This is a genomic window from Dyadobacter sp. OTU695, assembly GCF_038440355.1.
In the GTDB taxonomy this organism is placed as follows: domain Bacteria; phylum Bacteroidota; class Bacteroidia; order Cytophagales; family Spirosomataceae; genus Dyadobacter.
Map to the genome: position 1 here is coordinate 59,186 of NZ_JASATN010000014.1, position 22,646 is coordinate 81,831.

General features: G+C 50.6%; 17 protein-coding genes and 1 riboswitch. Of the genes, 7 read left to right on the plus strand and 10 right to left on the minus strand.

Annotated features, from left to right (window positions below):
- The first annotated feature begins 2 nt into the window (after positions 1–2).
- Together AAHB90_RS23150 and AAHB90_RS23155 are read left to right on the plus strand one after the other, a co-directional pair.
- On the plus strand, positions 3–503 hold the full coding sequence (locus AAHB90_RS23150; protein ID WP_342087620.1) for a hypothetical protein: 501 nt from the start codon (positions 3–5) through the stop codon (positions 501–503).
- A 28-nt stretch (positions 504–531) separates the two neighbouring features.
- Positions 532–1,239 carry a LytR/AlgR family response regulator transcription factor gene (locus AAHB90_RS23155; RefSeq protein WP_342087621.1) on the plus strand — a complete coding sequence of 236 codons (708 nt, stop codon included), beginning with the start codon at positions 532–534 and terminating at the stop codon, positions 1,237–1,239.
- Between the two features lie 88 nt (positions 1,240–1,327).
- On the opposite strand, the gene AAHB90_RS23160 is transcribed toward AAHB90_RS23155, so the two are convergent.
- From AAHB90_RS23160 to AAHB90_RS23170, 3 genes are all read right to left on the minus strand, one after another.
- Entirely contained in the window at positions 1,328–3,802 is a 2,475-nt protein-coding gene (locus AAHB90_RS23160; RefSeq protein ID WP_342087622.1) for a glycoside hydrolase family 95 protein, read from the minus strand.
- A gap of 162 nt (positions 3,803–3,964) precedes the next feature.
- Positions 3,965–5,203 (minus strand): RNA polymerase sigma factor, encoded by a 1,239-nt coding sequence (locus tag AAHB90_RS23165; RefSeq protein ID WP_342087623.1) that lies wholly within the window; start codon positions 5,201–5,203, stop codon positions 3,965–3,967.
- 60 nt (positions 5,204–5,263) lie between these two features.
- On the minus strand, positions 5,264–5,605 hold the full coding sequence (locus tag AAHB90_RS23170; RefSeq protein ID WP_342087624.1) for a YciI family protein: 342 nt from the start codon (positions 5,603–5,605) through the stop codon (positions 5,264–5,266).
- 181 nt (positions 5,606–5,786) lie between these two features.
- Between AAHB90_RS23170 and AAHB90_RS23175 the strand changes: the two genes are divergently transcribed.
- Complete coding sequence (locus AAHB90_RS23175; protein ID WP_342087625.1) at positions 5,787–6,956, plus strand: DUF748 domain-containing protein; 1,170 nt, start codon at positions 5,787–5,789, stop codon at positions 6,954–6,956.
- Position 6,957: 1 nt separating this feature from the next.
- Here the strand turns inward: AAHB90_RS23175 and AAHB90_RS23180 are convergent, their stop codons facing one another.
- Positions 6,958–7,440: a low affinity iron permease family protein gene (locus AAHB90_RS23180; RefSeq protein ID WP_342087626.1), complete on the minus strand. Its 483-nt coding sequence runs from the start codon at positions 7,438–7,440 to the stop codon at positions 6,958–6,960.
- A gap of 273 nt (positions 7,441–7,713) precedes the next feature.
- Positions 7,714–10,572, minus strand: a complete 2,859-nt coding sequence (locus AAHB90_RS23185; RefSeq protein ID WP_342087627.1) for a PVC-type heme-binding CxxCH protein — start codon at positions 10,570–10,572, stop codon at positions 7,714–7,716.
- A gap of 143 nt (positions 10,573–10,715) precedes the next feature.
- On the opposite strand from AAHB90_RS23185, the gene AAHB90_RS23190 reads away from it, so the two are divergent.
- Positions 10,716–11,147: an antitoxin Xre-like helix-turn-helix domain-containing protein gene (locus AAHB90_RS23190; RefSeq protein WP_342087628.1), complete on the plus strand. Its 432-nt coding sequence runs from the start codon at positions 10,716–10,718 to the stop codon at positions 11,145–11,147.
- A 3-nt stretch (positions 11,148–11,150) separates the two neighbouring features.
- Positions 11,151–11,633, plus strand: coding sequence for an RES family NAD+ phosphorylase (locus tag AAHB90_RS23195; RefSeq protein WP_342087629.1), 483 nt, complete (start codon positions 11,151–11,153; stop codon positions 11,631–11,633).
- A gap of 8 nt (positions 11,634–11,641) precedes the next feature.
- Here AAHB90_RS23195 and AAHB90_RS23200 read toward each other — a convergent pair whose 3' ends face one another.
- The 4 genes from AAHB90_RS23200 to AAHB90_RS23215 all read right to left on the minus strand — a co-directional run bounded on the left by AAHB90_RS23200 (position 11,642) and on the right by AAHB90_RS23215 (position 15,919).
- A complete protein-coding gene (locus tag AAHB90_RS23200; protein ID WP_342087630.1) occupies positions 11,642–12,022 on the minus strand; it encodes an iron chaperone in 381 nt (126 codons plus the stop codon).
- 148 nt (positions 12,023–12,170) lie between these two features.
- Entirely contained in the window at positions 12,171–12,845 is a 675-nt protein-coding gene (locus AAHB90_RS23205) for a response regulator transcription factor (RefSeq protein WP_342087631.1), read from the minus strand.
- Between the two features lie 3 nt (positions 12,846–12,848).
- On the minus strand, positions 12,849–14,327 hold the full coding sequence (locus AAHB90_RS23210; RefSeq protein WP_342087632.1) for a sensor histidine kinase: 1,479 nt from the start codon (positions 14,325–14,327) through the stop codon (positions 12,849–12,851).
- An 83-nt stretch (positions 14,328–14,410) separates the two neighbouring features.
- A complete protein-coding gene (locus tag AAHB90_RS23215; RefSeq protein WP_342087633.1) occupies positions 14,411–15,919 on the minus strand; it encodes a hypothetical protein in 1,509 nt (502 codons plus the stop codon).
- Between the two features lie 360 nt (positions 15,920–16,279).
- Between AAHB90_RS23215 and AAHB90_RS23220 the strand changes: the two genes are divergently transcribed.
- Positions 16,280–17,056, plus strand: a complete 777-nt coding sequence (locus AAHB90_RS23220) for a GLPGLI family protein (RefSeq protein ID WP_342087634.1) — start codon at positions 16,280–16,282, stop codon at positions 17,054–17,056.
- Positions 17,043–19,820 carry a TonB-dependent receptor gene (locus AAHB90_RS23225; protein WP_342087635.1) on the plus strand — a complete coding sequence of 926 codons (2,778 nt, stop codon included), beginning with the start codon at positions 17,043–17,045 and terminating at the stop codon, positions 19,818–19,820. The genes AAHB90_RS23220 and AAHB90_RS23225 overlap by 14 nt, the downstream gene beginning before the upstream one ends.
- A gap of 301 nt (positions 19,821–20,121) precedes the next feature.
- On the opposite strand, the gene AAHB90_RS23230 is transcribed toward AAHB90_RS23225, so the two are convergent.
- Positions 20,122–22,275 (minus strand): TonB-dependent receptor, encoded by a 2,154-nt coding sequence (locus tag AAHB90_RS23230; RefSeq protein WP_342087636.1) that lies wholly within the window; start codon positions 22,273–22,275, stop codon positions 20,122–20,124.
- 26 nt (positions 22,276–22,301) lie between these two features.
- Positions 22,302–22,566, minus strand: a riboswitch (cobalamin riboswitch).
- Positions 22,567–22,646: the final 80 nt, after the last annotated feature.

Here is a 22,646-nt window from a genome sequence, read left to right on the forward strand (position 1 = left end):
CCATGAAAACACTATTGCTCATTGCCAGTTGCTTTATAATGCTGCAAAACGCGGCGGCGCAATCGGGTTCGCTGGTTAATATCCCTTCCAAAACGAGCTCCCGTCAGCCCATCGTCGAAGGTGCGCATGTGTGGGGTGTGTTTCACGGGCGCGTACCCTGCCAGACGATGGCTCTGGTCATGCATATTTCCGTACATGCCAATTGCGAAAAACTGAAATGGGGCTTCACATTCTTCCAGGACCCGCAAAGTAAAAAGCCAACGACCTACGAATGGAGCGGTTCGCTTTTCCGTGACAAACCGCGGACGGGCAAATGGGCGCTCGTTAAAGGCACCGCCGACGATCCTGACGCCACCGTCATCCAGCTCGACCCCGACCAGCCCGAAAAGTCCGTTTTCCTGCTGAAAGGCGACGAAAATGTATTATTCGTACTCGACGGTTCGAAAAAACTCATGGTCGGTGGCGAATACCTGAGCTATACGTTCAACCGGGTTACCAATTGATTTTTCCAATACAAAAATCCCCCGACGTATGCTGCATTGCGTGATAATCGATGACGAGCCTCTTGCCAGGGAAATATTGGAAGAATACCTGCAAAAATCGGGCGTTACCGACGCCGTCCAGTTCAGTAATGCCCGCGACGCGCTCGCGTACCTGCGAACGTACGAGCCCGACGTTCTTTTTCTCGATATTGAAATGCCGGAAATGAATGGCATCGACTTCCTGAAATCGCTGGTGCAGCCGCCGGTAACCGTTTTCACCACCGCCTACCGTGACTATGCATTCGAAGGTTATGAGCTCGGCGTGATCGATTTTCTGCTCAAACCGATCGCCTACCCCCGTTTCCAGCACGCGCTCGAAAAAGTGCGCGACTTTCTGCAACTCAAAGAAGAAAATACCAATCTCGAACAGAACCTGTCCGAAGAAACGCCAGACTTTATTTTTGTCAAAAGCGGCGTCCAGCGCGTCCGACTGGCCTTCGACGACGTTTCACACATTCAGGGCCTGAAAGATTACGCCATTATTCACACCGTCAACGGTAAGGTGGTCATCAAAGGCTCCGTAAAGGCGATGCTCGACATTTTCCCGCCTGCACGCTTCCTGCGCGTGCATAAATCGTTTGTCATGGCCGTCGACAAGATCCGCCGGATCGAGCGTAACCGGATTATCTGGGGGAATTACCAGATACCGATCGGGCGGAGTTACAAAGAAGAGGTCATGCGGATGGTTGAGTACTGACCGCCACATAACTGTATTGCCTTGATAGCAGGCAGTGCTCCGGCGAGCCAAATCTTTTTGTTCTTGGTGATGGTTTATAAGGGTCAAGTTAGCGGGTAAATGTGTAGGTCTTTCCTTTTTCGGTTTTGAAATCGTACAAAGCCGTTTCCGGCAGCTTCGAAAGGGTCACGTTTGCGGCCGGAGAAATGATTGGTTTGGGGATATCGGTCACCTGGTAAAACGGATTGCTGTTCCGGCTGCCATCAACGAGTGCCAGCGCATTGCCTTTCAGCGCATTAGGAAGTCTTAACCGGCAGTTTCCGCCCAGATTCGACTTGATCACTAATTTGGAAACTTTTCCATCCTTCCATTCCAAAGACACGATTTCAAAACCGCCGCGTGCCCGCAAGCCACTGATCGACCCGTTTTTCCAGCTGTCGGGAATGGCAGGAAGCAAATGAATGGCGCCGTCGTGGCTTTGCATGAGCATTTCGGCGATACCGGCCGTGCAGCCGAAGTTACCATCGATCTGGAACGGTGGATGAGCGTCAAAGAGATTGGTATAAGTGCCGCCGCCGCCCTTTTTACCGGCTGCGTTGACCGGCGAAAGCTGATCGGTAATGAGCTTGTAGGCGCGGTTTCCGTCGAGCAAACGGGCCCACCAATTCACCTTCCAGCCCATCGACCACCCGGTAGAAACATCACCGCGGTGTTCGAGTGAAGTCCGCGCCGCGCCGAAAAGCTCCGGCGTGCGGTAAGCTGAAAGCTGAGCCGATGGATACAACCCATACAGATGCGAAATGTGGCGGTGTTTGTCTTCGGGATTGTCGAGGTCTTCCAGCCATTCCTGCAACTGCCCGAACTTGCCGACCTGCATCGGTGGCAGCTGCGCGCGTTTGGATTTCAGTGTTTTTACAAAACCGGCATCCGTTCCCAGCGCCTCTGCCGCGCGGATTGTGGCCGTAAAAATGTCGTAGACGATCTGGTTGTCCATCGTATTCCCCGCCCCGATTGTCGTTTTCGGGCGAATCCCCGGCGCATTCTCGGGCGACATGCCCGGCACCACTACCAGCCACTGATGCGTCGGCTCGGGTACCAGAAAGTCGACAAAGAATTGTGCAGAACCCTTCAAAGCCGGGTACACCGACCTCAGGTATTCCTTATCTCCCGAATAGCAATATTTTTCCCACAAATGCGTGCTCAGCCAGGCTCCGCCCATTGGCCACATGGCGTAGAAGATCGGGTCGACCGGGCCCGTAATGCGCCACAGGTCGGTATTATGGTGCGCAAGCCAGCCTTTGGCCCCGTACATTACCCGCGCCGTTTCCTGCCCGGTCACCGAAAGTTCTTTTATCATTTGCACCAACGGCTCGTGCAGTTCCGTCAGGTTGGTAACCTCGGCAGGCCAGTAGTTCATTTCCGTGTTGATATTGATCGTATACTTACTACCCCACGGCGGGTTCATCGACTGGTTCCAGATTCCCTGCAGGTTGGCCGGTTGCCCGACAGGCATCCCATTCCCGCCCGGTTGCGAAGAGGATATCAGCAGGTACCGCCCAAACTGGAAGTACAATGCCACCAGCTGCGGATCATGGCCGGAAGCGAATTTCACAATGCGCTCGTCTGTGGGCCATTGTGCGGCTTCGGATGTACCCAGATCGAATTTCACCCGGTTGAAATAATGCTGATAGGCTGCAATATGACTTTTCAGGATGCTGGCAAATGGCTTGGTTGCCGCTTTGCTTAAATACTGATCAGCCTTGGATTGCGGATCGGCTGTCAGTGTTTTGTAATCCACAAAATTGGTAGCAATGGAAATATAAATCGTAGCTGCATCGGCCTTGCTGACCGTCAGCGACGTGTCTCCGGCGCTCAACTGACCGCCCTCGGGCGCCACAAGTACGTGCGCACGAAACGCAACCTGGCCTTTAATGCCTTCCTTATCGCCGCTGGTTCCTGCAAAAACCATCCTTCCTCCCTTCTCGATCCTCCTTTCTCCCTTTTGAGGGCTGCTCAAAAACGAAGTAAATGTCAGTTGGCCGGGTTTGTCGGCCGTCAGACGGATCGCAATTACCTGATCGGGCACCGATGCGATCACCTGCCGGGTGTATTTCACCCCGTCGACCGTATATGAAGTAGTGGTAACCGCCCTTTCAATGTCCAGTTCACGATGATATCCGGCGAACTTGTCATGGCCCGGGAAATCGATATTCAGGTTACCGACGGGCTGGTACATCATCCCGTTCGTCGTTTTCGACTCGATTTTCTCAGCCGCGAGCCTGGCTGCTTCGTTGTGTTTGCCTTCGAATATCAGCTTTCGCACCTCAGGCAATGCGGCGAGGGCGTTAGGATTGTCGTTACGGTTAGGGCCACCAGCCCATACCGTCGATTCATTAAGTTTGAGTATCTCCCGTTCGGGGTTACCGTATACCATTGCACCCAACCGGCCATTCCCGACCGGCAATGCGTCGGTCCATGTATTTCCGGCCGGCTTTTTATACCAGAGCTTCAATGCACCGGTCGTCTGTGCAAAAGTTTGATTGGTAAAAACAAAAAGGGCCAGGCTTAACAATAGGCGTTTCATGAAGGATATGTTTTTGTCCATTGTGTTAAAAGGACACAAACAAGGATTTTTAATGCTTTGGTTGCGAAAGTTTTATTAATCGGCGGTAACGCAATGCCGGCACCATCCTGTTGTACTTCCAGGGAGAATCAACCAAGCGCTAAGGAAAGGCGAATTGGCCGGTCAGCAAGCCTCATTAATCCTCTCTATCTTTTCCATCAGCAGCCTTTTGTCCGCTTTCGATTTCGCCAGGGATAGCGATGCATTAAAATATTCCAAAGCTTTTCCCTCATCAATGCCCAGATACAATTCGCCTAGCAGTGAATGGTACAGGTGGTTGGTCGTCAGGTTGAGCTTCTCGGCTTCACGGATGGCTTCGGTTTTGGAGCGAGCCTTGGCCAGGGCATAGGTGCGGTTCAGGGCGGCGATGGGTGAATATTCCAGGATAAGCAATTGGTTGTAGTATTGCAGAATGTGCTCCCATTTTTCAGGTGTATCGGCTTTGATCGTATGCCAGTAACCAATCGCGGCTTCCAGGTGGTAACGGGAAAGTTGCTGACCGACCGAGGCGCGATTGAGGTAGTATTCTCCGCGACAGATCAGGGTAGCATCCCACAGGCTGTCATCCTGATCCTGATACAGCACGGTTTCACCCTGCGGATTGGTGCGCGCCTCGAAACGCGACGCGTGAAAACACATCAGCGCAAGCAATGCATTTACAGGAGGGCGGTCGGTCCCGGGATTTTCTGTAAGCATTTTTGTAAGCCACATGGCCTCGATGCAAACATCCTTTCGTAGCGTTACATCCTTTCCTGCCGAATAGAAACCTTCGTTAAAAAGTAGGTACAAGGTCCTCAAAACGGCATCCAACCGGGATTCGATGTCGGTTTCGCCGGGAAACTCCATTTTTACGTCCTCGGTCCGCAGCTTTTCCCGCGCCCGGTAAAGCCGTTTGTTGATCGTCTCCTTGTTGGTCAGGAATGCGCCGGCAATCTCGCTGATCCCGAACCCGCACAGCACGTTGAGTGCCAGACCGATCTGTGATTCGACAGGAAGCGACGGGTGGCAGATGGCGAACATCATCTGCAACTGGCTGTCGGTAATGTTTTGAGTCGATAAATCGATCTCCAACTCATCGCCCACAGGACTGTCCCTGACTACCTGGCCGGTGATTTTTTCCTTAAAAAGCTTGTCTCGACGCAGGTAATCAAGCGTTTTGTTGCGCGCGACAGTATAAAGCCAAGCCACGGGATTGTCCGGCGCGCCCTTAATCCCCCACATTTCGGACGCCTGTAAAAATGTATCGCTGGCAATGTCCTGGGCAATCTCGATATGTGCAAGGCCGAAAGTTTTACTCAAAACGGCGGTGATCTTCCTGTACTCCGTCCTGAACAAATGCGGTATCAATTCCTGGTTTTCCATGGCATTAAAGTAAATAAGCCTTTGCTGGTTACAAAGGCTTATCGAAGTTTTGGGCAAAAACTACATTCGGATGATCGGCCTGACCTCGACGTTACCGCCATTAGACAGGATCGGACAGCCTTTCGCCATCTCGGTTGCCTCATCGAGCGACTCGGCCCTGACCATGATGAAACCACCTACTGATTCCTTGGTTTCGATATACGGCCCATCTGTGACAACCTGGGAAGGTCTTACCACATTCCCTTCGTTGGCAAGCCGGTTTCCCCGATCTACCAGCTTACCCTGTGCAGCGATGCCGCCAATCCAGTCCATCCATTTTTGCATACTGTTTTGCAAAGCTTCCGGCGACATGTTCGACATTACCGCGGGGTCATTTCTGAAAACAAACAAGAAGTCATTCATTGTGATATAAGGTTTATGTTTTTAAAGCCTGTTGACGAACAGCCGGGCCCGGACTGGACAGCAGTTTGGGATTTTTATTCCGGAAAAATACGAAAGCTGAGAAAACGTGCGTCAGGCTTGGTACGATTGTTTAAATAAACGGCATGAAAATCAAACTGATACCATTGTAAATAACCCTGAAATGACCGTTACACGCACACATTCGAAAAAGAGACGTACCGCAAAGATCCTGATCGGCATACTGATCGCCATTGTAGTGGTCCGGCTGGTATTACCTTACGTCATCCTTCATTTTGCCAACCGCAGCCTCGCGGATATGAACGGCTATTACGGGCATATCAAGGATATCGATCTGTCCATTATCCGCGGAGCGTACAAGATAGATAGCATTTACATTAATAAAGAAGATTCCGTCACCAGCAAGCAAACACCTTTTTTTGCCTCCCGGGAGGTCGACCTATCTGTGGAATGGAAGGCGCTGATCAAAGGTTCGATTGCAGGCGAGCTGGTTTTCCAGCGGCCTTACCTGCTTTTTACGAAAGACAAAGTCGAACCCAAAGAAATTGTGAAAGACTCCGCCGATTTTCGAAAGATCCTCAACAAGTTTATGCCTTTGAACATCAACCGCTGCGAACTGCTTGGCGGGGCGATCCAGTATAAAGATTTCAGCAGCCAACCCAATGTCGACATTGCCTTGACCAACCTGAACCTGCTCGCCCAAAACCTCCGCAACAGTTACGACTCTTCGGCCATCCTTCCTGCGAGCATTCACGCAACCGCAGACGTGTACGAGGGCAAACTACGTTTCGATGCCAAGCTCAATCCGCTCGCCGATGCCCCGACTTTCGATATGAGCGCCGAACTGAACAACACCAATCTTGTAAAGCTGAATGACTTTTTCCAGGCTTACGCCAAAATCGATGTCAACGACGGGCACTTTGGATTGTATACCGAAGTGGCGGCCAAGGACGAGGAGTTTAAGGGGTATGTAAAGCCGGTGATCAAGGATCTGGACGTTTTGGGAAAGGAGGACCGGAAAGATAACCTGCTTCGAAAGCTCTGGGAAGCTGTTGCCGGTGGCGCGGGAAAGCTGTTTGAAAATAAAAATAAGGATCAGCTTGCCACCAAAGTTCCTTTCCAGGGCCGTCTCGACGATCCCAAAACGAACGTCTGGTTGGCCATTACCAATATTCTTCAAAATGCATTCATTCATGCCATCCAGCCTTCGATCGATAATGAGATCAGTATCGCCTCAGTGAAGGAAGATCAAAAAGAGAAGAAGACCTTTTTTCAAAAGATCTTCTCCAAGGATGATAAGAAAGACAAGAAGGATAAGAAAAAAGACAAGTAGCCTACTCCTGAGAGCCGGTATCGCCGCGCGTCAATCCCGAAAACGCTCCTTTCTTATGCCTGTGCAACTGTTGTGCTGCATCGATGGAATGCGAATTATGAATATCATTGTCCTCTTCCGACATTTCGGCCAGTTTTCGATAAAATTTACGCAGCACGTCGAGTTCCGCTTCGCTCAGGTCTTCGATATCGACCATCCTATTGCTTGCGAAACGGCTGGCGGCGATCAGTTCGTTGAGCTTTAGTTGAATCGCCTTCGAATCTTTGTTCTGCGATTTCTGAATCAGAAAAACCATCAGAAAGGTAACAATCGTGGTGCCGGTGTTGATGACCAGCTGCCATGTATCGGAATATTTGAAGATTGGCCCGGTAATGCCCCAAATCAGTATGATACTAAATGCTACGCCGAATGCCATTGAACTACCGGTCCAGGCTGTGATCCGGATAGCCATTTTTTCGAAAAAATTGATTTTTCCTCGTTCCATAAACAAACTATGTTGAGAAAGCAATCTCCGATCTTTGGAGCTCAAATGCTACTTCTTTATTTGATTTTCAAATAATAACGCCGCTCTTACCCGCTATTACGATATCCGGCCCACGGCCCGTTCATAGCGGGTGATACAACGTTCGATCCACCCAAAACTGAAAATATGACTTTTGTCATATTATGAACCAAACTAATTCTTGTATATTGTAGTACTATTTCAATCATTTTACTCAACGTTAGCAAAAAGGGCTTCTACGTGAAGCCCTTTCTTTTAGTGCTTCATAGCTGTTCCCGTTTCGTGCCCGTCATGGTGTTCGTGCAGGTTCCCGGCTTTTCCCACCTTGTTATAGTCTTTCAAAACCTTTTTCGACTCATCAGTCCCGATCGCCTCCACGCGCTGGATCATGTACGGTAATATTTTAGGGAACTGAGATTTTCCGGCCAGCTGCAATGCTCGTTTCGCGTCGATAGCTGCCAATGGCTCGGCGGCGTACCATTCCATCAGCGGCAGGTTATGGTCGTCTTTGTCTTCGGCCTTCTGCACCAATGCATCCAGCACATCCCAACGCTGGGAAGGATTGAGCCGAAGCATGCCCGAGGTCAGGTACAGCCGCACCAGCTTGGAATTATCCTTCTGCGCCAGCTCTGCAAACTTTTTCAATGTCTCGGGCGAAACAGATTTGTTTTCGGTCAAAAGCTGTATTGACCAGCTGCGGATGTATTCGCTGTCGTTTGAAAGCAGGTCGGCAAGTTCTTTTTCCGTGAGTCCCTTTGTCACGTGGAGTGTCCATAACGCTCGGAGCTTGCGGGTTTCGTCCGGATTTTTCGCAAGGATCTCTTTCAATGCCTTATGTACTTTCTTGTTCGGACCGCGTTCCTGCAAAATCGTGCGCGCCTGACGGACATACCATTCATTAGGGTTCAACTGATAATTGACCAGCTCCATATCCGAGGCTTTAGACAAATCCACCTGCACCCATTTGTCGTTGTCGTGGGTAATTTTGAATATCCGCCCCATCGTTTTGTTGTGCACATCCGGATTCGGGCTGTGGCATTGGTTTTTATCGTACCAGTCGATGGCCCAAACAGACCCGCTTGCATCATATTTGAAGTTCAGCCATTGCGACCAGGAATCGTTCATTGCCATGAAGTCGTTCTTGTGCGTTGCCTCATACCCCGACCCGGAGCGTGTCAGATGATCGGTATTGAGACGAGCGCCATTGATGTTGTTCATGAAAATATCGTTGCGATATTCTTTCGGCCAGCTGTTGCCCAGGTAAATCATCGCCCCCGCGTGCGCGTGCCCCCCGCCCGCGGATGCCGAACGGAAATTACCCGCGTGCGGCCCGCGCTCTCCTACCCAATGCACGTGATCGGCAATGGTTTTGATGTCGTCGTAAGTATAGGGGTTGAAGTGCTTGCCTGCCTGCCGCTGGTAGCGCGCGCCCTGAATGATGTGGTACATATGCGGGATCACGCAAACGGTAATGAACGGGTGTCCATAGTCATTAAAATCGATCCCCCACGGATTGCTCGACCCTTCGGCAAACACCTCGAATTTGTGCGCAGTCGGGTGGTAGCGCCACACGCCCGCATTGATTTTTGTCCGTTCCGAATCCGGTGCTCCGGGCTTGCCTACATTGGAATGGGTGAATACGCCGTGTGTGCCATAAAGCCAGCCGTCCGGGCCCCAGCGAAGGTTATTGAGTACTTCGTGCGTATCTTCCAGTCCCCAGCCGTCGAGCAAAATCTGTGGCGGCCCCGAGGGTTTGTCATTTTTAAAATCGGCAGGGATAAATAGAAGGTGAGGCGCTGAACCCAGCCACACACCGCCCAGTCCCACTTCGATACCGCTGATGAGGTTGAGGTTTTCTGCAAATACCTTGCGTTTGTCGAGCGTGCCGTCGCCATTGGTATCCTCAAAGATCAGGATTTTGTCCCTTCCCTGGCCCTCCGGAGCGCGTACCGGATAAGTATGGCCTTCTACGACCCAAAGCCTGCCGCGGGAATCCACGGTGAAACTGATGGGCCTGATAATGTCAGGTTCGGCTGCCGCGAGCGTGATTTTAAAACCCGGAGGAGGTGTCATGGCCTTCGCCGCGTCCTTACCCGATAGCCCTGCATTTAAAACAGGGTCCAATGGCGGCAGGATGATGATGTCTTGCTGTTTCAGCTCATTGGGGAAATCCGGCCGGCTTGGGTAAAAACGAAAATCATCGAAATTGATATGCGCCCATTTGTCGTTGGGAATGTAGGGGATTTGCGATATACCTGTCTCATTATCAACAATCCGGATAAAAATCTCCTTGTTCAGATAGGGTTGCAGATCCACCACCGCAGGCTGTAAAGTAGCCCTTCCCTGACCAGTGATATGGTAGATGACCTTATTATCGGCGGCCGTCACGATTTCCACCCGGGTATCCTGCAACGCGCCACCGGACACGCGGAATGCCGCGAATGGCTGTGTTACCTGGAACGGAACGGAGGTCAATGTACCCGTTTGTTTGTAATTAAGCGTGCCTCCGCTACTCAGGAAGTATTTCCCTTCGTAGCCAATATTCATTTCCTTTTCATGAACCGGCGAAGGGTCCGAGCTGAACAGGGCACTGGCGAATGCGTCGCCCGTCGCGGTCCAGTTTTTCAGGTCACCCGTTTCAAACCCCAGGTTCAGCGCCTGGCCGTCTTTTGTGGGTAGCTGACCGGCCACCGTTTCATTTGAAATAACGCCTTCAACCACCTCAAAACTACCCACCATACCCGCAGCGCGGTGCCCGGGCACGGAACAGTAATAGGTGTCGCTCTGCTCGGCCTTGAAAGTAAGGCTCGTGCTGGTTCCCTTTTCAATGATGACCTTGCTTTTAATACCAAGCTTTTCCAGCGCGATATCGTGCGTCATCAGTTCTCCATTCGTGATCGTGATCCGCACACGATCGCCTTTATTGGCCTTCAATGTCGGGTTCCGGGAACCGTCTTTGGCAAAAAAACCGAGCATGGTCGCTTCCAGCGCGTAGTCGCGATCGAATTTTTCTTCGGTTTGTGTCGTCTTTGTTTTCTGCGCAAAGGTGTCCGGCGACGGGACTGTCACCATGGCCAATGCCAGCGGGACGAGCATGTGTGTAAACCTGATCATACTTAACTGTTTAGGAATTTCGGTTTTAAAAGCTAAGAATAAAGGAAGGCGACAGCATGTTTATACTTATTAGGAAGAAATCGAAAAAATTCATTTCTAATTTTGAAAAAATTCATAAATTTGAGGACTCAATCTCCTTTGTTATGAAAGCCGTTGCTCAACCTGGTTCACATTTGAAATCCAAATTCAAACACATTGACATGGACAGCAATTTCTCTATTGTGCTCTCCGCCCGAAAAGGCCTGCACACGAAAGTTTTTTATGACTTCGCCGAGGCAATCAAAATGCCAGAACGGAGATTGGCGGCGATCATGAACGTCTCCGCGCGTACCATCAGCAACTATAAAGAGGCTCAAAAGCCATTGGAACCCCTTTATGGCGAGCATCTTCTGAAACTGATCGCCCTTTTTGAAAAGGGAGAGGAGCTTTTCGGAACCATCGACGAGTTCAATTACTGGTTGCAAAAGCCATTTTGGAATTCGGCTGAAAGGCCCGCTGACTGGCTGACGACCGGCGGTGGTGTGGATTTTCTGAGCGAGGAGCTCGATAAAATGGCAGAAGGTTATCCGGCTTAAAAGATGTTGGTATTCCGGATCGTCCACAGGCTTTATGCCAGCACATTGTTTGCCTCCGGAATGCGCGGCAGATGGAACAGTGCGGGCAATAAAGTGATCTACACCTCCGAAACGATCCCGCTTGCATTACTTGAAAACCTCGTAAGGAGGCAGGGCGTGGGGTTCAATACGGATTTCAAAATCATGTTTATCGAAATACCCGACGATGCGGTTATCGAATCGGTCGCCGAAAGCGAACTCGAAGCCGGCTGGCGCGACCCCAACGACTATTCGCAGTGCCAGCCGCAGGGAGACCGATGGTTCAACGACGGTAAGGCGCTCGCCCTGAAAGTACCGTCGGCTGTGATGCCCCTGGCATTCAATTTTGTCATTAACACCGCGCATCCCGACTATCCCCGCGTGAAGCTTGTGGAGGTTACCGACCTGGTACCGGACAGCCGGATCGACGATATTTTAAAGAAATATTCTTTCACGACAGGCACTTAATCAGTACATTATTTTTCCGCCACCTTACGCGCGGCCGCCTGGTTTTCCGCCACCCGCAGTTCGACGATCTTCGCGATCAAATCCATCGGCATCGGTTTATTCAAAGGAAAATGCACCGAGCCTTTCGTCCCCTTGTAACCCGAAAGTTCAGATGAGAGCGCTTGACATATTCTTTCGGTAACAGGATAAAGCGCGACATGCTTTTTCCACCCGGCAAAGTAAATCAGGTACGTCCCGTTTATATTAAACGTCGGCATATCATATGAAATCGTCTCCACAGCTTCGGGCGCGAGGTTCCTTATCACCATGCGGATCTCCTGTAATATCTGCTGCACATCCTCCGGAAAGCTTGCGATGTAATCGTCTATTGAGCGGTATTTAGTGGCCATGTTCCCTGTGTTTTTTGACTTGATAAAGCCATCGGGAGCGCTCCTCGGCAGTCATCGCATCCGGATCGGTTGTCCTACGACCTACTTTAAGTTGGATCTCCTCTTTCATATCCTTCATCTTTTTACAAAAATACAAAATACCCGCTTCTCAAAGCACGAGCTTATACCCTCTCCCTCTGATATTAATAATCTGAATCTTGGGATCCTCGCGTAAATAGCGGCGAAGTTTGGTGATGAAAACGTCAAGACTCCGGCCGTTGAAGAAGGAGTCGTCGCCCCAAAGTTCATTGAGGACTTCACTGCGGCCAAGCACTTCGTTGCGCTGCTGGTAGAGGCGGCGGAGCAGTTCGGCTTCACGGTGAGATAACGTGACTTCCCGGTTGTCAACGGAGAGTTTTTGTTTGGCAGGATCGAAAAGGTAGCGGCCGATTTTCAACGTTCCCTGGATGCTTGCACGGGAAGCGCCTACACGCAGGAGCGCATTGATACGCGCAACGAGTTCATCGAGGCTGAATGGTTTTTTGATATAATCGTTTCCGCCCAACTCAAAACCTTTTACCACATCGGCAGTTTGGGAGCGTGCCGTCAGGAATATGATCGGCGTGTGCGGATCGTCGCGACGAATATGTTCGGCCATCGTGAAGCCGTCCATATCGGGCATCATGATATCGGCCACCACGATATCGGGCTGGTACTGCCTGAATTGTTCCAGCCCCTCGATCCCGTTAGTGGCATACAGCACGTCGAACCCTCTGTAAGCCAGGCTATCTTTCACAATCATGCCCAACGCGGGTTCGTCCTCTATGAATAGTACCTTAGCCATTTCTCAGAATTTTAAAACAAAAGCACTTCCTTTCCCCGGTTCGCTTGCCAGACTGATACTCCCTCCATGCTTCTCCACCACTTGCCGCACATAGGCCAGCCCCAGGCCGAAGCCTTTTATCTGATGCAAATCGCCGGTAGGCACACGGAAAAAGCGATCGAAAACCGAAGCCTGATAAGCCTTGGGGATGCCGATCCCGTTGTCGGTGACCGTAAGCTGCCAGCCATGCGGCTCCTGCTCGTAATTGAATGATATCGTTACGCGGTCATAGGAATACTTGATTGCATTGTCGATGAGGTTATTGATTACATTTCCGAAATGCATCCGATCCACCTGCACTGTCGTCCCAAACGGGATATGCATATTAAATACCACCGTTTTCGCAGCTTTGATCCTGTGGTTGGCAGCCAGCTCGCATAACATTTCGGCCAGGCCCACCGGCTCTGTCCGGAATTCAAATTCCTGCTTTTCTTCCACGGCCAGGTTCAACACTTTCTCGACCAGTTCGGATAACCTCTGAAGGTTGTTCTGAGAAATATGAAGGTATTCTTCGGTCTTACGGGGATCGTTCAACGCTCCGAAATGCAACAATGCTTCCACAGCCGCCGTAACGGTCGCGATAGGCGTTTTAAGCTCGTGGGTCATGTTGTTGATGAAATCATTCTTGATATCGGAAAGCTTTTTCTGCCGCAGTATGGTCCGCAGCATGAAGACGAAGCAACCCGAAGTAAGCAGCAAAAGTAGCAGCGAGCCACCCAGCAGCCAACCCATTCGTCTCAGCAGATAGGGAACGGGCATTTCGAAAGTAGCTTGCACGAAAATATGCCGGACCGGATTGACCGGCAGCGGTAAGGTCCTGAAACGGCCATCGCTTTCTGCATTCAAGCCATTCCCGTTGTAAATGATCAGGTTATCTCCCCCTGCCTTGGGAAGAATGGACAGCGTGTCGATGGTGAAAGCTACGTCGATGTTTCTTCTCAATAATTCCGCACGATAGACCGAATAGATCCTTCTCAAATCCACCCGGCCGCCTCCTTCCGTCCACTCCTGCAGCACGAAGCGTGAAATACGTCGCGCCAGGGTATCGGCCGGCGCGATGGTTACACTGTCATTGTTGAACTGATAATAAAAACGCGATCCTGCGCCGGCGTCGGTGCGCCTGACCAGCACGCGCGCTTCTTTGGGAGCGCTTCCGGGAGATTTCTTGGAAACAGCCCGGGGAGGCGTATTAGGAACGCTTCCAGGAGCGTCACTGGAATTAGCCTTGCCGGGACGACCGGGACGGTGCCTGCCCAGAAGCCTTCGCGCATTATCCACCTGATGCCCTTCGATTACCTGAAACAACGCATCCTGGACGGTATTCGCAAACTGCTGCCGGTTAAGCTGATACGTTGTAAGGAGCCAATATCCCTGAAATGCATTGATTGCGACAATGCAGGCAGTCATGAGCCAGAAAATCGAGCGGATGCGGCGGTTGGTCATACCACAAAGCTAAACTTTCCGGGTGGATGATTTCCGGCACCTTAACACTATTTAACACAAAATAGTATTGATTAATATGGCGCTTACCGAAGCAGAGAAATGGCCGCTTCCCCATTTCGGTGGAAGATTCTTACCCCATCCAGTTCCCTCACAAACCGGTAATGCTTCCGAATGTATTCGCGTATCACAGGCACTTTGTCATGGGGCAGGAAAAGGTGCCCGCGCTCTGAATATTCGGGTAGCATCGCCTCGACGAATATTTTAGGCTTGTTTTCCTCCATATCTTCCAAAAAATCCTGGGTCCAGTTCGGAACAAGCGGCGATTTCATCGAAAAGTGAAAAGTGTGAACGTCCCGGTAACCCATCGGCCGCTGCGCGCTCACCAGCAACCCGTCACGCCAGCCCCAAACCACCACCGGATCCGACGAGCGGGTGTATCTGACGATATGCCCAACCACCTTCCTGTCAGTATCAGCCCGAACGTCGTAAGGTATTTTTCCGTCGAGGTATTTAAGACTGACGGCCGTTTGCAGTACACCTCCCAGCAACAGGACACCTGCCGCATATTGCCGGACCAGCGGCCGGCTCATCGACAGGAATAATGCATTGAAGATCAGCAGGGGGACAAAAAGAAAGAGTTTATAATGCTCAAAATTGTTACCCGACTGCAATACCGCATAGACGCTCAGCAGCAGGAACAGGAAAGCAAAAACAAAAGGGATCCAATTGATTTTAAGCTCTGAGCGCCATTTTTTAAAAGACAAAACCGGCAAGGCAAGTGCTAATGCAGCAAGTGTGAATACATAAGTGCCAGAGCTGGTAGCGTAGAAAATAAACCGGATCGCACGGATCGGACTGAACCGTTCGGCGATGGGCATGGATGAAAACTGGGTCGTGAAAGAATAATAAAAGTAGTTCCAAAAATAGTTATTCCAGAACACATCCAGTTTGCCCCTCAAGCCATAAAAGGCATTGACGAAAATAGTGGGGAACAGGCAGCCTGCGAGCAATGCGGCCATGCCTGGCCAGTCTTTACGCTTTGCCATGGTCAGCAACAGAAAGGCCCCTGTGAGCAGACCCATTGGCGCATTTTGAAATTTGGCATAAATCAGGCTCCCAAGCAACAAGCCCGTCGCCGCCGCGATTGCCGGGCTGGTCCACCGTCGGTAGAAGTACAAAAAGAACAATGCAACGCCTGCGGTGACCATAAAAATACTGTTGTGCTCGGAATTGTAAGCCGCGAAAATGGGGCATATCGTCCCGAGAAAAAGGGCAAGACTCCAAGTCAGTACCAGGCTGATATTCTTTCCGGCAAACAACTTATATATCTGATAGAGAAGCAGTAGCGTACCTGTCCAGAGTAACAACCCGATGATTTCGGCACTGCTGTAATTGACCGGCATTCCGGCCCATGAACCAGCAAGTAAAGGAAACACAGTCAATGGCCGGGCGTCAGTGTAGTTAAGCAACGTCCATAGTTTGTCTGGGTAATGGTTGATGGCGATGACCGCGCTGAGCCAGGTACTCGTATCGATATCATATTCTCTGTCGCGCAGAAAAGGGATTCTCACAGCCCACACCAGCAGCAGCATGACCGAGATCACGATTACAGCATCTTTCCGGGAAATTTTGTGTTGAGGATCATTTATGTATACCCTATAAATCCACAAAGAAGACAGAAAGAAGACAACAAACAGGAACAGTTTAAAGTAGAGGTTATAAACCATTAGTATACAGAGGGTTGTTAAGTATAAATCAATATAAGGCCAGCACCTCTTTAATACATCATAAAATGAGATTTTTTTTAGTTGCCGGTGCAAAATCCGTATTGGGAAGGCTTTTTATTGAACTCTGGCAGGATTTTCTTTAACACTACTTAACATTAAATAGCAGAACCTTACAAACCGTCGCCTGACCTTTGATCCATCAAAAATCAAAACCAAGGTGACATTATGAAAAAGCTTCTTTCAATTTTCATGCTGCTCTTCGCAGCAGCCCCGAACATTCTCGCCCAAGCCTCAGGACAAATCAATTACGAAGTCGTGCGCAAGATCGACCAATCGCGCTTACGCTTCATGGTCAATGGCGAGGAGGTGAAACAGGGCGATCCCAACTTCCCGACGGATGTTCCAGACACCCGCACAATCGGACAGAAAGTGCTTTTTGCCGGGAATTTTGTACGAGAAAACCGGGATGAAGAAAACATGATGCTGCGGGTAAGACAAGAACCCGGCGGCATCCCGCAAACGACCAATGCCGGGCGCCCGTTTGAAGAATACGTGGTGACAGACATTGCGGCCCAGAAAACGCTGACGTTTGTAACGGTCGGAAAAGACAAGGAGGCCCATACCTATAAAAGCGAAGCGCCGATTGAAGCGACCGCCGGCTGGCAGCCTACACATCAGACAAAGAAAATTGCAGGTTTTTTATGTCAAAAAGCGATCGTTAATTACCATAAGGAACCCTATGCCGTTTGGTTCACGACCGAATTGCCGTTCCGGTACTCCCCCGTGCCCGCCCTTACACCTGAAAAAGGGGTTGTACTACTCGTAGAAGGGAGCCGCGAGCAGTTCAGGGCCACGAAAGTAAGCCTGGGCAAAGTCGATGAGAAAGCCGTCATGCCCGATAATCAGGCAGAGACTGTCAGTGCGGAACAGCTGACAGATATCCGCCAGAAGGCGATGGCTGATTTTCACCAAAAAATGGGGCCTGGCGGTGGAGGCATTTAAACTGATACTCTGCCTGCTGCTGCTTTCGCTATCGCCCGTATTTGCCCAAAAGACATCTTCGGCAGGCGAAATCAGCGGTATGGTCCTCGATTCTGTCTCGCGGAAACCGCTGCGGATGGCTTCCGTTTCCCTGCTGCTCGCACGTGACTCCGCCTACGTAAGTGCGACGATTACCAACGGCGACGGCCATTTTGTGATCCGGAAAGCAGCACCCGGCTCTTACCGCTTGCTAATCACTTTTGTGGGTTATAAAAACCTGTCCTGGCCCATTACCGTTAGCCGCGATGCATCTGTTGATGCGGGAACGCTGTTGATGACCGAGCAGGGCACACAGTTGAACGAGGTAGTGATCAAGCAGGAGCGCGCCCCGGTGACGATCAAACAAGATACCATCGAATTCAATGCAGGTTCGTTCAAAACGCAACCAAATGCGCAGGTAGAAGAATTGCTGCGCAAATTACCGGGCGTCGAAGTGGGTCGTGACGGCTCCATTAAGGCCAACGGCCAGGCTGTGAACAAGGTGCTTGTGGACGGCAAACCATTTTTTGGCAATGACCCTAAAATGGCAACCCGCAATCTGCCCGCTGATATTGTCGATAAGGTTCAAATGTATGATCAGTCCTCGGACCAGTCCCAGTTTTCGGGGGTGGACGATGGTGACCGCGAGCGGACGATCAACATTACCATTAAAAAAGATAAAGGAAAGGGCTTTTTCGGGCAAAATGTACTGGGCGCCGGCCCTGCTAACGGTGATCAGTCGGCGAGGTACGAGGCCAAATTGAATGTGAACCGTTTCAATAACCACAACGGAGGGCCTAACCGGCAGCTTTCGGTAATCGGGCAGGCTAACAACCTTAACCAGCAGAGTTTCAGCATGGCCGACGGAGGTGGCGGGCCGCAATTGGTAGGCCAGCCGGGTAGTGGCGGCGGCGACGGGCAGATTGCCCCTTCCAATGTTATCGAAGTAGGTGCATTGGGCGTCAACTACCGGACTGAAAGCAAGGTCGTGAAATGGGGCAAACGCTCCGAAATGGCTGCCAGCTATTTCGTGAACCGCGCCGTGACGACCACCGACCAGCAAAGCAGGCGCGAAAATGTCCTGCCCGGGCAGTCGTTTCTGACCGACCAAAGTAATTATTCTAAAAACACCTTGCTTACGCACCGCATCAACGGCCGCTTCGACCTGCCGATCGATTCGCTGACCAGCCTCAGATTTACACCCAACATCAGTTTTCAGACCAGGGACTTGCTTAGCAAAAACAGCAGTTACTCCTACCGCCCTGCCGCAGACTCGCTCAACAAGGGCCTTAACCAATATGACCTGCACGGAACCGGGCTGAATGGGTACAACAATTTATTGCTGATGCGGAAATTCAGAAAAGAAGGCCGGAGCTTGTCCGCGAATCTCAACACACTTCTGACCACCGGAAACACGACAGCTTATAACCGGTCGGCCAACACTTTCTTCGACACATTGACAACGACGCCCGGAAGAGAAAGAATCGATCAGCGGAATGCGCAGGACCAGCTTGCATTACAGAACACGGTGACCGTTTCTTTTACAGAACCCATTTCTTTCACCAAGAAACTGGAATTCAGGTATGCTTACGGCAATAATTTTGGCAAACTGCTTCGGAATGTAGCCGACAAAAGCGAGGAAACGGATCATTATGACAAATCCGACGCCTCGTTAAGCAGAAATTTCGCCAATACCTTCGAAACGAACCGACTGGGAGCTACTTTCCAGACCCGTCGATTGCGCTACACGTTCGCATTAGGCGCAGACGTGCAGCTGGCATCCCTGCGGCCCACCGATCGATCAACCGAGGTTGGCTACCGGTCCGAATATGCCTATTTCATGCCTAATGCCCTTTTTTCCTATACATTCCGGGGTAAAAAGAACCTGCGGCTTCAATACCGGACGCGCGTCGTATCGCCCGGCATTACACAGCTGCTACCCATTGCCGACAACTCCAATCCACTCAATATCAGCATTGGCAACCCGGCATTGCGGCCTGAGTTCTATCACAATATTACCCTTACATTCAGCGCGTCGGGCCAGAGCGGGACGGATAACCTGTTTGTTTTCGGGAGCTTCAACCAAAGCAACAACCGCATTGGAACATCCACGCGCACCGATGCGTCGGGCGTACAAGTCAACACGCCGATCAATACGGGGGGATTCTTATCGGGAACCGGATTTGTCGCGCTTAGCAAAAAGATCGAACCTCTGGGGCTATCGGTCAACCTGAGCACACAGGGAAGCCTGGCCCGCAATACGAACATGATCAATGCGTCGGACAATGTAACGACGTCGACCTCGATCGGGCAAGGCATACGCCTGCAATCCGATTACAATGGCCGGATCGACTATGGCCTGAGCGCGCGCATTACCTACCAGCAGGCGCGGTACTCGCTTTTGTCCCAACAAAATATGCAGTACTGGTCGCAATACGCCACGGGCGATGTGCATTGGCAGCTCCCGGGAAACCTGGTGCTCGCGTCGGATCTTACCTATACCGGCAACACCGGCCGGGCCGAAGGATATAACCAGCGATTCCTGCTCTGGAATGCTTCGGTTGCCAAACAGTTTCTTCGCACGCGGCAAGCCGAGGTACGATTGCAGGTTTTCGACCTCCTCAACCAGAACCGCAGCCTGGTCAGGAATACCGGTGATGCCTATATTGAAGATGTCCGCAGCAGGGTATTGAAGCGATATTTCCTGCTCAGTCTGGTGTATAACCTGCGGAAATTCGGAGTTTAACCGCCAGCATACGAAGTTCCTTGCTGCTTTTCGCAAAAAAAGCGGGTGATAAACAACAAAAAGCGTGTTATGGCAGCCCATGACACGCTTTTACACTACTGTTCGTTTATCGGCTTATTATTCTTGTCTTAGATCGCTGGAATTAATGCAGTTATGGTCCCGAAACTGTTCTCCAGGCTGTGAGCGCACAATTTTTTCGCCTCACAAATCGTAAAATTAATTCTATAATACTAACAATAAATATTTCGAAGCAGTTTTTTTTAGTCCCCCTCCGGCGGTGTAGCGCCTTCGTGGTATCGAATCACAGGCTATATCTCAAACTAACCAGAAAATTCCGCGTAGCACCAGGTGAAAACTGGTTAGCGTAAATCGCATTGGCATAATAATGCTCATTGAACAGGTTGTTAACATTCAGCCGCATTCCGATGCGGCCAACCCGATATCCTACTGCAAGATCGGCCACGGTATAAGCCGCCATCACGAAGGTATTGGCACTGTTGGTAAAGGTTTCGCCCATGTAATTGACACCCGCACCAATGCTGGCGCCTTTCAATGTGCCATTCTGCCCCTCATAGTTCAGCCACACATTCACCATATTTTCCGGGGCAAACGCCACACGTTTTCCGGCAACTGGGTTGAGCTCCACACCATTATAAGGCAGATATTCCGCTTTCGAGAAAGTATAACCAGCCGTCACATCAAGTCCGGGAGCCACAGAACCCTTCATTTCAGCCTCAAACCCTTTCGATTCCGCCGAACCGATCCGCTTGTAAATTCCACCCGGCATTGCTTCCAGCTGATTGTTTTTACGCATATAGTAAAAGGCCAGGCTAGCCACCCACTTTTTATTCATTTCCAACCTTGAACCAACTTCCCCCTGGTACCCCGTTTCAGGATCGAACGTTTCGCCGTTCGGCGCCACCCGGCGGGCAGGTTTGAAATAGGTCGAATAGGAGCCGTAGACAGACAATACTTCCAGAGGCTGGTACACCAAACCTGCCCGGTATGTCAATGCGGATTTGGAGATTCTGGATTCGAGGCCCTTGGATGTCACCTTACGGTCGGCACCGACCTGATCAGTGAAATAGGTACCACGGAAATTATCGTAACGCAAACCTACCAAACCTTTCAGTTTCTCACTGATCTTAATCCAGTCCTGTACATAAATACCGTGCACATTCTCCATTGTAGCACGGTAGTATGTGTCTTTGAAGTCAATATAACCCTGGTTCAAAACAGGGTTACGAATTGAAACCGTCGCATTCTTCCCCGGCCCGAAAACGTCGCCATTGTAGGTTTTGCGATCGAGAATGCTCAGCGAATACCCGGCCAGGAGTTTATGCGAAATGCCTTTCGTATCAAACTCAAAGGTCAGTTCCAGCTGGTTTTGCAGGGGTTTCGTGAGGTGATTGAAATAGAATGGGAAAGAGCGGTTCAGCGAATCGAGGGTGGCATTGAACGACAGTTCTTCGGTTGAAAAATAGTTGATATTGTCGGCATAATACGAAAGCTGGTCTGAAAGCGTCAGACCGGAGTTGAAACGGTGCACATATTTCAACTGGTAATCATAACGCGTATGTTTCAGAAAATCGGAGGGGTCGTTGTAACGCGTATCTCGGTCCATACCCGGGGCGAGCTCGCTGCCTTCGAGCATCGGCAGCCCGGTATCGGTGTCGTAAATGTCCTTGTTGGCACCGACGGTCAGGTAAAACAGGTCGCGACCGGTGGGCGTGTATTCCAATGCGAGGTAACCATTGTTGGTATTCGACCCTGAATGACGGTAACCGCCCGTATCCGACATTCCGAAATCGACGCGGTACCGCAGTTTGTCGTTGACAGGACCTCCCGCGCCTGCGCGCATGCGCCGGGTATTAAAACTGCCATAAGCTGCCGAAAAATCGGCCTTAAAATCCGCAGACGGTCGTTTCCGGGCAATATTAATGATTCCTCCCAAAGCCGAATGCCCGAAAAGTACCGAGGCAGGGCCTTTCAGCACTTCTATGCTTTCGACATTCGCCAGATTGGTATTCGGCGCGCTGGTGGAAATGTTATGCCGCTCATCGCGGACGCCATCGACCATCAGTACAAAATTGGAAAAACCACGGATCGTGAAATGCTGAAAACCGCCATAAGTATTGTTAGCACGCACGCCGGTGGTGTTCTTCATGGCTTCCTGCAAATCGTCGATGCCTCGCTGCTCGATGGTGCGGGCCGAAACGGCCGAGGTGGTAAGCGGCATATCCCGTAATGGGACATCGATTTTATTAACCGACGAAAATGCATTGCGGTGTGCGCCTGAAACTGTTATTTCAGACAAATGATGGGTTTTGGCAATGCTGTCGGACGCGGTTTGCGCTAACACACTGCTCCTGGGAGATAACAGTACCACTGCCAGCAGGGCACAAAGAGAAGCCTCCCCGACTCTGCCATACCGCGGGCAGCGGGTCTTAAACATGAACATACTTTTAACCGTTTAAGGTGAGTAATGATCCGAAAAAGGCAGGTCTCCTGACTTGTAACATTTACGCCGTCCTTCCCGGGTTAATTTTGAATGATTGAATGACTGAATGATTGCATAGTGTATTTATTCAATCATTCAATCATTCAGTCATTCAAAACTCAATTTCCAGTGGACATCAATCTGGCATAAACTGCATTCGTTACTTACAGTTGCGCGACAGTTCGTGATTTGCACACGATTCCCTATTAATTCACAGAACGTAAAACCTTTTCCTGGTGGAAAATAAATTAAAGAACTTTTTTGGGCCGCAAAGTTACGATTTAGTCATAGTTTGCGGCATTAAAACGGGAAAAATAGTCATTTCA

Bases quoted from the DNA above. Each gene is read 5' to 3' on its own strand.
- AAHB90_RS23150 (WP_342087620.1), top strand. From the start codon at position 3: ATGAAAACACTATTGCTCATTGCCAGTTGCTTTATAATGCTGCAAAAC.
- AAHB90_RS23155 (WP_342087621.1), top strand. From the start codon at position 532: ATGCTGCATTGCGTGATAATCGATGACGAGCCTCTTGCCAGGGAAATA.
- AAHB90_RS23160 (WP_342087622.1), bottom strand. From the start codon at position 3,802: ATGAAACGCCTATTGTTAAGCCTGGCCCTTTTTGTTTTTACCAATCAA.
- AAHB90_RS23165 (WP_342087623.1), bottom strand. From the start codon at position 5,203: ATGGAAAACCAGGAATTGATACCGCATTTGTTCAGGACGGAGTACAGG.
- AAHB90_RS23170 (WP_342087624.1), bottom strand. From the start codon at position 5,605: ATGAATGACTTCTTGTTTGTTTTCAGAAATGACCCCGCGGTAATGTCG.
- AAHB90_RS23175 (WP_342087625.1), top strand. From the start codon at position 5,787: ATGACCGTTACACGCACACATTCGAAAAAGAGACGTACCGCAAAGATC.
- AAHB90_RS23180 (WP_342087626.1), bottom strand. From the start codon at position 7,440: ATGGAACGAGGAAAAATCAATTTTTTCGAAAAAATGGCTATCCGGATC.
- AAHB90_RS23185 (WP_342087627.1), bottom strand. From the start codon at position 10,572: ATGATCAGGTTTACACACATGCTCGTCCCGCTGGCATTGGCCATGGTG.
- AAHB90_RS23190 (WP_342087628.1), top strand. From the start codon at position 10,716: ATGAAAGCCGTTGCTCAACCTGGTTCACATTTGAAATCCAAATTCAAA.
- AAHB90_RS23195 (WP_342087629.1), top strand. From the start codon at position 11,151: ATGTTGGTATTCCGGATCGTCCACAGGCTTTATGCCAGCACATTGTTT.
- AAHB90_RS23200 (WP_342087630.1), bottom strand. From the start codon at position 12,022: ATGGCCACTAAATACCGCTCAATAGACGATTACATCGCAAGCTTTCCG.
- AAHB90_RS23205 (WP_342087631.1), bottom strand. From the start codon at position 12,845: ATGGCTAAGGTACTATTCATAGAGGACGAACCCGCGTTGGGCATGATT.
- AAHB90_RS23210 (WP_342087632.1), bottom strand. From the start codon at position 14,327: ATGACCAACCGCCGCATCCGCTCGATTTTCTGGCTCATGACTGCCTGC.
- AAHB90_RS23215 (WP_342087633.1), bottom strand. From the start codon at position 15,919: ATGCTGCTGCTGGTGTGGGCTGTGAGAATCCCTTTTCTGCGCGACAGA.
- AAHB90_RS23220 (WP_342087634.1), top strand. From the start codon at position 16,280: ATGAAAAAGCTTCTTTCAATTTTCATGCTGCTCTTCGCAGCAGCCCCG.
- AAHB90_RS23230 (WP_342087636.1), bottom strand. From the start codon at position 22,275: ATGTTTAAGACCCGCTGCCCGCGGTATGGCAGAGTCGGGGAGGCTTCT.